At 51.4% G+C, this 12,503-nt stretch carries 8 protein-coding genes; 2 read left to right on the top strand and 6 right to left on the bottom strand.

The window, feature by feature from the left end; all coding sequences use genetic code 11:
* The first annotated feature begins 217 nt into the window (after positions 1-217).
* A complete protein-coding gene (locus GW590_RS20395) occupies positions 218-1,291 on the top strand; it encodes a DUF1176 domain-containing protein (protein WP_211186861.1) in 1,074 nt (357 codons plus the stop codon).
* A 1,183-nt stretch (positions 1,292-2,474) separates the two neighbouring features.
* Here the strand turns inward: GW590_RS20395 and tkt are convergent.
* Positions 2,475-4,466 carry a transketolase gene (tkt, locus tag GW590_RS20390; protein WP_169404911.1) on the bottom strand — a complete coding sequence of 664 codons (1,992 nt, stop codon included), beginning with the start codon at positions 4,464-4,466 and terminating at the stop codon, positions 2,475-2,477.
* 16 nt (positions 4,467-4,482) lie between these two features.
* On the bottom strand, positions 4,483-5,433 hold the full coding sequence (tal, locus tag GW590_RS20385; protein ID WP_169404910.1) for a transaldolase: 951 nt from the start codon (positions 5,431-5,433) through the stop codon (positions 4,483-4,485).
* Positions 5,434-5,819: 386 nt separating this feature from the next.
* Between tal and maeB the strand changes: the two genes are divergently transcribed.
* Entirely contained in the window at positions 5,820-8,099 is a 2,280-nt protein-coding gene (maeB, locus tag GW590_RS20380) for an NADP-dependent oxaloacetate-decarboxylating malate dehydrogenase (protein WP_169404909.1), read from the top strand.
* On the opposite strand, the gene GW590_RS20375 is transcribed toward maeB, so the two are convergent.
* The 4 genes from GW590_RS20375 to amiA all read right to left on the bottom strand — a co-directional run bounded on the left by GW590_RS20375 (position 8,019) and on the right by amiA (position 12,304).
* Positions 8,019-9,689 (bottom strand): glycosyltransferase family protein, encoded by a 1,671-nt coding sequence (locus GW590_RS20375; protein WP_169404908.1) that lies wholly within the window; start codon positions 9,687-9,689, stop codon positions 8,019-8,021. The genes maeB and GW590_RS20375 overlap by 81 nt on opposite strands.
* 285 nt (positions 9,690-9,974) lie before the next feature.
* A complete protein-coding gene (locus GW590_RS20370; RefSeq protein WP_169404907.1) occupies positions 9,975-10,427 on the bottom strand; it encodes a YaiI/YqxD family protein in 453 nt (150 codons plus the stop codon).
* Positions 10,427-11,362, bottom strand: a complete 936-nt coding sequence (gene hemF, locus GW590_RS20365; RefSeq protein ID WP_169404906.1) for an oxygen-dependent coproporphyrinogen oxidase — start codon at positions 11,360-11,362, stop codon at positions 10,427-10,429. Before hemF ends, GW590_RS20370 begins: the two co-directional genes overlap by 1 nt.
* Before the next feature lie 57 nt (positions 11,363-11,419).
* Complete coding sequence (gene amiA, locus GW590_RS20360) at positions 11,420-12,304, bottom strand: N-acetylmuramoyl-L-alanine amidase AmiA (RefSeq protein ID WP_169404905.1); 885 nt, start codon at positions 12,302-12,304, stop codon at positions 11,420-11,422.
* Positions 12,305-12,503: the final 199 nt, after the last annotated feature.

The following is a 12,503-nucleotide window of genomic DNA, read 5'->3' as shown; positions in this document are numbered from 1 at the left end:
TACCAGCTCAGGGTATATGATTAAGGGTATAACACGGCAACAAAACCGCTGTCTTCCCCATTTTGCCAATCTCTTGTTTTATGATTTTACTGTAACGCTTTTTGTTGTCTGCGCATCCATTTCATTTACTGGTAAAAAAATGATGCTTTTCGAGCAGAGTCTTTGCACAGCTTAGGTTAATATCTAACTGTTTACTTCGTAAAAGAGCTTAAATGTGATGATACCCAATTGGATAGCCACACCGCTGCTAGTCATGGCAAGCCTGCTGACCGGTTATGTGCACGCCGATCCTCTACAACGAATTTACAACGATTGGCAGGTAAGTTGCGACAATTTAAACCACTGCGCAACGAGAAGCTCTCAAGACAGCCAGGGACTGGTGCTGCAGATTTCCCGTGATGCCGGACCTGAAGGCAAGGGCAGTGTAAGCATTGACTATCAGCGCAACATCGATGAGCAGGCGACGGATATGGCCATTGCCAATCGTCTGCTGCTTAATGGCAAGCCGCTGAATTTTAATCATCGCGAATGGGAGATTGGTAAAAAGCATATTGCCAGTAGCAATCGGCTGGTGGTGAATGATTTTGTCAATTCAATTCGTGATGGCAGCAGTATTCAGCTTGGTGGCAAACTCGATCCGCAGCAAACGTTGCATCCCACCATTTCGTTGAGTGGTCTTAAAGCTGCATTAATGGCCATGGATCAGCAACAATCCCGGGAAGGCACCAAAAGTGCCTGGGGAAGCCGTGGCAACAAGCCATCTTCATCGGTGCCTGCTGCTCCCGTTGCGCCACTGTTACCGCATTTTAATGAACCTCATCCGCTCACGGAAAGCGAAATCTCGGCCATTACCCAGAGTACGGCGAGCAACATCGAAAACAATGATTGCAGTCTCGATCCTGCCGAACGCGAGGTTCATCTTTATGCGCTGAGTAACGAGAAGGCGCTGATGACCGTCAATTGTGATATGGGTGCCTATAACCAGTATGTGCTGGGTTTTATGGTCTCCCGGCAAGCGCCGTACAAGGCCGAAAATTTGGTCTTGGCGATGCCGTTTAAGTCCGGCGAAGACGATCAGCCGCCGGAGTTGATCAACGCCGACTTTGATACCAAAACCGGTATTCTCTCCACTTTTGATAAAGGCAGAGGCTTGGGGGACTGCGGCATTTCTTCCCGCTGGCTCTTTGATGGCAAGGCTTTTCGTTTGGCGTCCTATGCGTCGGAACCCAGTTGTGATGGCTATAGTCGACGCGGGCAGTGGCCGGTGTTATGGATAACGAGGGGGGCTTAAAAGTCAATTTACTCAGAGCAAAGGGTTTCGGTTTTAATTGCAAATTTGCTTTTAACTTCAAGGTCAACGTCAACTGCATTCGCTGCGCTCACTGGGCGGCGGCCCAGACCGCCCAAAGGAGGCGAAGGCGCGCCTCCTTTGGAATCCTGCGCCTTGTCCAAATTGAACAGTGTCGTGCCCTCGGTTGTAGTTCTTTCCAGTGACATCGGTGTGTGGCCTAAACCACGCCGCTTCGCGGTCCTCTCGCTTGGTTTCGTGCCAACGGTAAGGCTGTTGTCACTCAACGCTGCGCTCGACGTAGGTTTTGAATCGGTCATGAAACATTTACGGCAAAACCGGCAACATTAAAGGTCAACGGCGAAAGACAAAAAGATAAAAAGACAATTTTTCCGCTGAAACGGCACGGTGTGCATAGTTGGTTGGCACATTCAGAGACGGCGCCGCGCGAAGCGGAGGGAGACGTTTTTGGCTCCCGACCGAGCAAGGGGACTGCGCAGCAGCGCGGCTCGTGCCACACTGGGAGTGACTGAAACATAGCCGGTAATAGGCAGCAGACAAATCAACAACACCAAAAGGCCCAGGATTGTTAAGGAGCGGGCCAGCGCTCCTTAACTCGGTTCGGCACAGCGGGTTAAGTAGCCACCGCTATTATAAAACCGAAACAGCTCCTCATAGCCAATTGACTTTAAAACCAAAAATTGCCATTTAAGTCCAACCCGAAACAGCTCCTCTAAAGCCAATTGGTTTTAAATAACAATTGCCATTTAAGCTGGAACGGCACGACGTACATAGCTAGTTGGCACATTCAGAGACGGCGCCGCGCGAAGCGGAGGGAGACGTTTTTGGCTCCCGACCGAGCAAGGGGACTGCGCAGCAGCGCGGCTCGTGCCACGCTCGGAGTGACTGAAACATAGTCGGTAATAGGCAGCAGACGCATCAACAACACCAAAAGGCCCAGGATTGTTAAGGAGCGGGCCAGCGCTCCTTAACTCGGTTCGGCACAGCAGGTCAAGTGGCCACCGCTATTATAAAACCGAAACAGCCCCTCATAGCCAATTGACTTTAAAACCAAAAATTGCCATTTAAGCCAAAAAAACGACTCCGATTTTCACCAGAGTCGCTTGCTTGCCATACGCCCCAGCCAGCAGTCTTTAAAAGCACCCGGCTGTTGCTTTAACAGCTATTACAACAGTGATTGCGCCTTCGCCACCACATTCTCTACCGTAAACCCGAACTCTTTAAACAGCAGCTCTGCCGGTGCCGACTCACCAAAGGTGGTCATCCCGACAATCGCGCCGTTCAGGCCAACGTATTTGTACCAGTAATCCGCGATACCCGCTTCCACGGCCACACGCGCGCTGACCGCTTTTGGCAACACAGATTCACGGTAAGCCGCATCCTGCTTGTCAAAGGCGTCGGTACAAGGCATAGAAACTACGCGCACTTTGGTGCCCGCAGCGCTCAGCTTGTCTGCCGCTTCCACAGTGATACCCACTTCGGAACCGGTGGCAATCAGGATAACCTCTGGTGTGCCGTCACAGTCCTTCAGCACATAACCCCCGCGCGCCACGTTGGCCAACTGCTCGGCGCTACGCGGTTGCTGGGTCAGGTTCTGACGAGAGAAAATCAGCGTTACCGGGCCATCGTTACGCTCGATGGCATATTTCCAGGCTATCGCAGACTCAACCTGGTCTGCCGGACGCCAGGTGCTCATATTTGGCGTTACGCGCAGGCTGGCAATCTGTTCTACCGGCTGGTGCGTCGGGCCGTCTTCTCCCAGACCGATAGAATCATGGGTGTAGACAAATACGTTGCGGATTTTCATCAGCGCCGCCATACGTACCGCGTTACGGGCATATTCCACAAACATCAGGAAGGTCGCAGAGTACGGCAGGAAGCCACCGTGCAGCGCAATACCGTTGGTGATGGCGGTCATGCCGAATTCGCGCACGCCGTAGTGAATATAGTTGCCTGCCGCATCGTCGCCGAGAGATTTTGAGCCAGACCACATGGTCAGGTTGCTCGGTGCCAGGTCAGCAGAGCCGCCCAGGAATTCCGGCAACAGTTTACCAAAGGCTTCCAGCGCATTTTGTGATGCTTTACGGCTGGCGATATTGGCCGGTTTGGCCTGCAGCTCTTCAATGATTTTCTGTGACTGTGCCTGCCAGTCAGCGGGCAGTTCACCGTTAATGCGACGGCTAAATTCTGCCGCCAGCTCAGGATGAGCTTTGGCATAGGCAGCAAACTTGTCGTTCCACGCCTGCTCTTTCGCCTTACCGGCTTCTTTGGCATCCCACTGCGCATAAATGTCCTGCGGGATCTCAAAGGCGGCATATTTCCAGCCAAGGGCTTCGCGGGTGGCGGCCACTTCGGCAGCACCCAGTGCGGCACCGTGCGCTTCGTGAGAACCGGCTTTGTTCGGTGAACCGAAACCAATCACGGTTTTGCACATCAGCAGTGACGGTTTGTCAGTAACGCTGCGCGCTTCTTCAATAGCCGCTTTGATGGCATCCGGGTTGTGACCGTCGACGCCGCGCACCACGTGCCAGCCGTAGGCTTCAAAACGTGAAGCGGTATCGTCGGTAAACCAGCCTTCGACATGACCGTCGATAGAAATACCGTTGTCGTCATAAAACGCGGTCAGTTTGCCCAGCTTCATGGTGCCTGCCAGTGAGCAGACCTCATGGGAAATGCCTTCCATCATGCAACCGTCACCCATAAAGGCGTAGGTGTGATGGTCAACCACATCATGGCCCGGGCGGTTAAACTGCGCGGCCAGCGTGCGTTCGGCAATGGCCATACCCACGGCATTGGCGATACCCTGACCCAGCGGGCCGGTGGTGGTTTCCACACCTGGGGTATAACCATATTCCGGGTGACCCGGAGTCTTGGAGTGCAACTGACGGAAATTTGCCAGCTCGCCAATCGGCAGATCGTAGCCTGTGAGATGCAACAGGCTATAAATCAGCATGGAACCGTGGCCATTTGACAGCACAAAGCGGTCACGATCGGCCCACTGCGGGTTGGTCGGATTATGGTTAAGGTAATCACGCCACAGGACTTCGGCAATATCAGCCATGCCCATAGGGGCACCAGGGTGGCCGGAATTCGCTTTCTGCACGGCATCCATGCTGAGGGCGCGGATCGCGTTCGCAAGCTCTTTACGAGAGGACATGTTCTACTCCAGGTGATTACAGTTGCGCGGACAACATATCTTCCAGTTTTTGCTGGTCGACTGCGAACAAACGAATACCTTCAGACAGTTTTTCCACCGCCATCGGGTCTTGGTTATGCAACCAGCGGAATTCTGCTTCGGCCAGCGGAGCCGGTTGATGGAAGGCCTCGGTGGACGGCGTCAATTTGCGTTCTACCGGCGCATTGCTGTTTTTCAACTCTTCCAGCAGATTAGGGGAAATTGTCAGACGATCGCAGCCCGCCAGCGCCAGGATCTGTTCAACCTTACGGAAGCTGGCACCCATAATCACTGTCTGATAGCGGTGTTCTTTATAATATTTGTAGATCTCGCTCACTGACTTGACGCCGGGATCTTTTGCCACGTCATAAGTAGCATTGGGCTCTTTGGCTTTGTACCAGTCATAAATGCGGCCAACGAAAGGTGAAATCAAATAGACGCCGGCTTCGGCACAGGCGCGGGCCTGGGCAAAAGAGAACAGCAGGGTCAGGTTACAGTTGATGCCTTCTTTTTCCAGCTGTTCCGCCGCCTTGATCCCTTCCCAGGTCGAGGCCAGCTTGATCAGAATGCGTGATTTCTCAATGCCATGTTCCTGGTACATGCCGATCAGCTTGCGGGCTTTGGCAATGCACATGCCGCTATCAAAAGACAGACGCGCATCAACTTCGGTAGAAATACGGCCCGGCACGCTTTTAAGGATCTCAAGGCCAATATTCACCGCCAGTTTATCCGAGGCATTGATGATCTGCGTTTCCTTGCTGCCGCCCTGTTTGTGCGCATAAGCCAGCGCTTCCTTAATCAAAGGTTTGTAGTGCGGGATATCGGCAGCTTTCAGGATTAACGAAGGGTTGGTCGTGGCATCTTGCGGTTCGAAATGACGGATGGTTTCAATATCGCCACTGTCTGCGACTACGGTGGTGAATTGTTTCAGTGCATCTAGCTGGTTCATCTCTGGCTCCTTATGAAGAATCGATACAGCATCGTGTTATGACTGTTTAAGTAGGGTACCTAGCCTGCATCATTTAACTAACACTTTGAATGCGCTTTTTCTTATTGTTCTAATGGGTCAGAACGATGGCTTTTAAAATCATCAAGTTAGGCTAAGGTATCGACGTATCCTGCCGTTGTACCTGCTAACTGTAGCAACGCTCAGCGCTATTCAATCTCTTATCATAGTCAATATTTTCGGCTTTGCAGAGCGTCTGGCAACCTGGAAACAGCGTTTACGGGTAAAAATTGCATTTAAATCGAGAGTTTCGAGCCGCTTCAAGGTTTACCATTTTTTGCTCTTTATACTCTAGGGTGTCTCCCCGCCTAAATAAAAAGGAATCGCTAATGGATGATCAATTGAAGCAGAGTGCGCTCGATTTTCATGAGTTTCCCATTCCCGGTAAAATCCAGGTTTCACCCACCAAACCTCTGGCGACGCAGCGCGATCTGGCCTTGGCCTATTCGCCCGGCGTGGCGGCACCTTGCCTTGAAATAGAAAAGGACCCGCTGGCAGCCTATAAATACACGGCAAAAGGCAATCTGGTCGGGGTGATTTCCAACGGCACGGCGGTGCTCGGGCTTGGCAATATCGGTGCATTGGCAGGGAAACCGGTCATGGAAGGCAAAGGGGTATTGTTTAAGAAATTCGCCGGTATCGATGTGTTTGATATTGAAATTGACCAGCACGATCCCGACAAGCTGATCGAGGCCATCGCCTCACTGGAGCCGACTTTTGGCGGCATCAATCTCGAGGATATCAAAGCCCCGGAATGCTTTTATATTGAAAAGAAACTACGGGAACGGATGAATATCCCGGTTTTCCATGACGATCAGCACGGTACGGCCATTATCTGTACCGCCGCCGTACTTAACGGATTACGCATTGTCGGCAAAAATATTGCCGAAGTACGTCTGGTGGTGTCCGGGGCCGGAGCCTCGGCAATCGCCTGCCTCAATCTGCTGGTGGCATTGGGGCTAAAGCGGGAACATATTACCGCCTGTGATTCGCGCGGGGTGATTTATCAAGGGCGCGAAGCCAATATGGCCGAAACCAAAGCCGCCTATGCCATCGCCGATAACGGCCAACGCCAGCTCAGTGATGCCATTCCCGGTGCCGATATCTTTCTTGGCTGCTCGGGTCCCGGGGTGCTGACTCAGCAGATGGTCAAAACCATGGCTGTCAGTCCATTAATTCTGGCGCTGGCCAATCCCGAGCCTGAAATTTTGCCGCCGCTGGCCAAGGCGGTGCGCCCTGACGCCATCATCTGTACGGGTCGTTCTGATTACCCGAATCAGGTCAATAATGTACTCTGTTTCCCCTTTATCTTTCGCGGTGCGCTGGATGTGGGAGCGACGACCATCAATGAAGAGATGAAACTGGCCTGCGTGCATGCTATAGCCAATCTGGCGCTGGCGGAACAAAGCGATGTGGTGGCCTCGGCCTACGGTGACGAAGAGCTGTCATTTGGCCCCGAGTACCTGATCCCGAAACCTTTTGATCCCCGCCTGATTGTTAATATCGCGCCCGCGGTGGCCAAAGCCGCCATGGACTCCGGCGTCGCCACGCGACCGATCGCCGATTTTGCCGCCTATACCGAAAAACTCAATGAGTTCGTCTATAAAACCAATCTGTTTATGAAACCGATTTTCGCCCAGGCCAAAAAAGAGACCAAACGGGTGGTGATGGCCGAAGGGGAGGAGGCGCGGGTACTGCATGCCACGCAGGAGATGATTTCGCAGGGGCTGGGGCGGCCTATTCTGGTAGGAAGACCTGGTGTCATTGCTATGCGCATTCAAAAACTGGGTTTGCAGATTGCTGCCGGTCGCGATTTTGATGTGGTCAATAACGAATCTGATCCGCGCTTTAACGAATACTGGCAAGAGTATTACCAGTTGATGAAAAGACGTGGTGTATCTCAGGAGCAGGCGCGACGCGCGGTGATCGGCAACCCGACGCTGATTGCTGCCATTATGCTGCTACGCGGTGAAGCTGATGCCATGATCTGCGGCACCATTGGCACTTACCATGAACACTATGACGTGGTGGAGAAAGTGTTTGGTTTCCGCGAAGGTGTGCCGGTGGCGGGGGCGATGAATGCGCTGCTGCTGCCCAGCGGCAATACCTTTATTACCGATACGTACGTTAATGACAATCCCAGTGCCGAACAACTGGCAGAAATCACTCTGCTGGCAGCAGAGACGGTCCGGCGATTTGGCATTGAACCCAAAGTCGCGCTGCTGTCCCACTCCAGCTTTGGTACCTCCGACGGAGAAAGTGCGCAAAAAATGCGTCAAACCCTGGCGCTGGTCCGGCAACGGGCACCCGAGCTGGAGATTGATGGCGAAATGCATGGCGATGCCGCGCTGGTGGAGAGTATTCGTCACGATCTTATGCCTGACAGCCCGTTAAAAGGTTCGGCCAATATTCTGATTATGCCCAATATGGAGTCCGCCCGTATCAGCTACAATCTGTTGCGGGTTACCAGCTCCGAAGGGGTAACAGTGGGCCCGGTATTGATGGGTATCGCCAAACCAGTGCATATTTTAACGCCCATTGCTTCGGTCAGGCGCATCGTCAATATGGTAGCGCTCGCCGTGGTCGAGGCGCAGACGGCGCCGCTGTAAATAGCGGCGAATTTCCAGGCCGATAAGCAATAGCATGAACGTCAGGCTGACAGCAGCGGGTATAAGATAAATACTTGTCTTATACCCCAGTTGCAGATGGTGTGTTCCCGGACTTAGCGGTACACCAATAAAACCATTTTCCAGGGCTATCGGCGGTATTTTGTTACCGTCGATAACCAGATAATAGCCAGAATACATGATATAAGGCAGTAGATAGATGCCTGCTTTATCTGCTTCAACAGTAAAATAGGGGAAGCCATTAATAAAATCACTGGGTTCAGTGAGCAGAGGATAACCGCTGTTATTCAGGCTATCGTTAGTTACTGGTAATTTTATACGATTATTGACGTAGTCGTGAAATAACACCGTTGAACTGTATTCAGGGGGAGCAGAAAATATTGCCCCCTGAATTGGGAAAATAACTTGTAATAGCAGAAGGACAGGGAAAGTAGCCAACCAGGTCTTGCTTTTTTTCATCCATCGTAACAGCGGCAGTACGGCATAAAGAGCCAAAATGGCAGTAATGCAACTTAATAGCCGCCAGGAAAACTGCATTAATTGCAGTAGGGTGAATTTTTCTGGTATCCAGGTCCATGAGAAAGCGGGGGTCAGCAATAACATAAGTATACCGGCAATAAGCAGCATTGGTTTTGAAACCCGTTCTTTATCGGTAAATAATGCCGTTAAGGATAAAACAATAACCAAAATGCCTGGACTTAAGAATAACCTATATCCAACGCTTGTGTCAGTGTTTTTGGTGGCAAACAGCAGGTGCCTAAAGCTTACTCGCGTACCATTTATAAATTCATAGGAGTGTTGCATATTGCTGAATGCATAAATATCGGAGTAATGCATATGATACATCAGCGGCAACCAATAAAAGCAGGTGAGTAATAGTACAATTATTGCTGATTTTATTAAAAAAAGGATATTGTCTTTGCTAAATACTTTCTTTGCATAAATTAAAGAGAATATAAAGAAAAAAATCAGGGTGACAATAACGCTGGGGATATTGGATAACAGGATCAGCGTGCCGGCAAGGGGGATCAGTTTGCGATCACTGTTTCCGCTTAATAATGCATTGCAGCCGCGAATAAGCAAGGGCATCAGCGCCATCGCCAGGCATTCGCCGATGGCAAAACGCTGAAAAAAATTACAGAGAAAATAGCTGGAACTGATAAACAGCGTAGCTCCTAAAAAGCCTGCGCTCGTCGAGCCGAACTCTCTTTTTGTGGCATAGAACGCCGAGGCGGCAGCAATAAAAATAATCAGTGCCAGACTGACTTTCATCTGCAATGCGTTATTTTCGACACCGAGAAGAATTAATCTACTGATAAAGAAAACCAGCGTAGTCAGCGGGGGATAGAATGAGCCCCAGGAAAACCCACGCTGATTGCTAGACCAATAGTCAAAAAGTGGCGGGAATTGTTGGTGATCTAGTTGTTGATTAAGTGCCTGCATACGTAACAAATGGACATCCCAGTCATCGCTGCTCCATAAGTTGTGATGCATCATGGGAATAAAAAGTATGATCAACGTCACGAAAAAAAAGACTATTGGCCAAAATTGAGTCGTTATCTTGCCGCGCATTTAATTCCTTTCGTATTAGTTTTATATAGGATTTAAATTATGCGTTGAAGCATTGAATCCTGAATAATAGATTTAATGATAGACGAGGAGAATAAATTCGCAAAACTCACATGGTGTTTTTTATTTTACCATTGACCATATCTACTTTAATGGCCAGGATCGGGGGCAGGAAGAGGTTCTCTGAGGCAGTTTGGCCAGCGGCAAGCGCTATAACGCAGGGGATAATTTTGCTAAAAGCGGGCTTTGTCAGCCATCGGCATTACCCGCTCTTTGCGTCAGTTGGACTTAGCCGCGTTTGGCCTGTACCAGCCATTTGTCCAGCTCATTGGCAAACTGCTGTCGGTCGCGCTGATTGAGCGTGGATGGTCCACCGGTTTGCACACCACTGGCGCGCATGGTGTCCATAAAATCACGCATATTCAGGCGTTCGCCAATGGTCTCGGTGGTATAGCGCTCACCGCGCGGATTAAGCGCCACGCCGCCTTTGGCAATTACTTCTGCCGCCAGCGGGATATCGGCGGTGATCACCAGATCGCCGGGTTCAACCCGTTTGACAATTTCGTTGTCGGCCACGTCAAAGCCGGCTTCAACCCGCAGAGTACGCAAAAAGCGCGAAGGGGGTGTGCGAATGGTCTGGTTGGCAACCAGCGTAACCATCATCCCGGTGCGCTCGGCGGCACGAAATAATACTTCTTTAATCACGTTTGGACAGGCGTCGGCATCAACCCAAATCTGCATTATTCTGTCTCCTGCAGCCAGTCGCGTACGGGTAAAAAATCGCGGTAAAGCGCGGCTTCCGGGCTGTCGGCTTCTGGCTCAAAGCCATACTCCCAGCGTACCAATGGTGGCATTGACATCAATATGGATTCGGTACGCCCGCCGGTTTGCAGGCCAAACAGGGTGCCGCGATCCCACACCAGATTGAATTCAACGTAGCGACCACGGCGGTAGAGCTGGAACTGACGTTGACGATCGCCCCAGGGGAGGTGTTTGCGTCGTTCAACAATCGGCAGATAGGCCTCGGTAAAGCCGTTGCCCACCGCCTGCATAAAGGCAAAGCTTTGCACAAAATCCGGGGTGTTGAGATCGTCAAAAAACAAGCCACCGATGCCACGGGCTTCGTTACGGTGCTTGAGAAAGAAATAGTCATCGCACCATTTTTTATATTTAGGGTAAACGTCGTCGCCAAAAGGCTGGCACAGTCGGGCAGCGGTTTGATGCCAGTGGCGGGCGTCCTGTTCAAAACCGTAGTAGGGGGTTAAATCAAAGCCGCCGCCGAACCACCACACCGGATCTTCGCCAGGCTTTTCGGCAATAAAAAAGCGTACGTTGGCATGACTGGTAGGGACATAGGGATTTAAAGGATGGATAACCAGCGAGACACCCATCGCCTGAAAACTGCGACCTGCCAGCTCGGGGCGATGTGCGGTGGCTGACGCCGGTAGTGTGGCGCCGGAAACGTGGGAAAAATTAACCCCGGCCTGTTCAAACACCTTACCGCCGGTCAATACCCGGCTTTGCCCGCCGCCACCTTCTTCTCGCAGCCATTGATCCTGTTTAAACTGCGCACCGCCGTCGGCATCAGCCAGTTGCTGGCAGATCCGTGCTTGCAGAGACAGGAGAAAGGTTTTTACTTCGGCTATATCTGGTAATGGATTCACAGGCGCACTCATCGGCTCTCGGGCAAATAAGCGTTAAGTATACCCTTATTTGCCCGTTGTCTGGCAGCCTCAGCGCGGTTTTCGTTCGTGAGCGTCGAAATAGGCAAAGAAGTTGACGATACCTTGCGCAATCGCCTGGGCGATCTCTTGGCGGAAGGCACCGGTATTGAGTAACTGCTCTTCATGATGGTTGGTGATAAACGAGGTTTCCACCAGAATCGACGGAATAGACGGCGATTTCAGTACCGCAAAGGCCGCTTGTTCCGTTTGCTTGCTGTGCAAATGATGCACCGGCCGAATGCGGTCAAGCACATGACGGCCCAGCGTCAGGCTGTTTTTAATGGTATCGGTCTGCACTAAATCAAACAGCACCTGTTGCAGATAATTATTGTCTTCTTCCTGGTATTTCGCCCCGGCGACCCGATCGGCGTCGTTCTCTTTATCCGAGAGATAGCGTGCCATGGTACTGCTGGCTCCGCGATTGGATAAGGCAAACACCGAGGCACCGCTGGCTTCCGGGCTGGTATACCCATCGGCGTGGATGGAGACAAACAGATCTGCCTGGTGCTGATGGGCAATCTCTACACGCTGATACAATGGAATAAAGTGATCCGACTCGCGGGTCAATTTCACTTCTATATTGCTGTGTCCGGCAAGATGTTGACGGACATAGTTGGCGATCTCCAGGACCACATGCTTTTCTTTTGAACCGCCGTGGCCTATTGCGCCGGAGTCAATGCCGCCATGACCGGGATCGATCATCACCAATCTTTTGGACCCGGCCGGTTTGGGGGGCGGTGCCACTCGGGTGACGCGTTCGTTCTGCTGCGCAACGGCAAAACGGCTGCCAAAAGAGCCAAAGGCCAAACCCAAACCGGTGAGTAAAACCTGACGGCGGGTGGCAGAACGAGGGAGCGGCTGGAATTGAAGAAATTTATTGAGTGGGTTTAACATCGGTCCACAGGCCTTTTAAAAAGCAGAATGCGGATGTTATATAGTATCTAACCGGCATAATCGACAGGATTACTATTGCTGTTTATTAACAAAGTGTGCTTTTTTAACATTTTATTCGCGCACTCCTCGCGCAGTAGGGCAACCCCCCGTGGTGCCGCGGCTGTCACAGGGTGAGTAAAAAAATCTGCATTGCACAAAA

This window comes from Rouxiella aceris, from assembly GCF_012933545.1.
Lineage (GTDB): Bacteria > Pseudomonadota > Gammaproteobacteria > Enterobacterales > Enterobacteriaceae > Rouxiella > Rouxiella aceris.
This window is presented reverse-complemented; position numbering and strand designations above follow the sequence as displayed.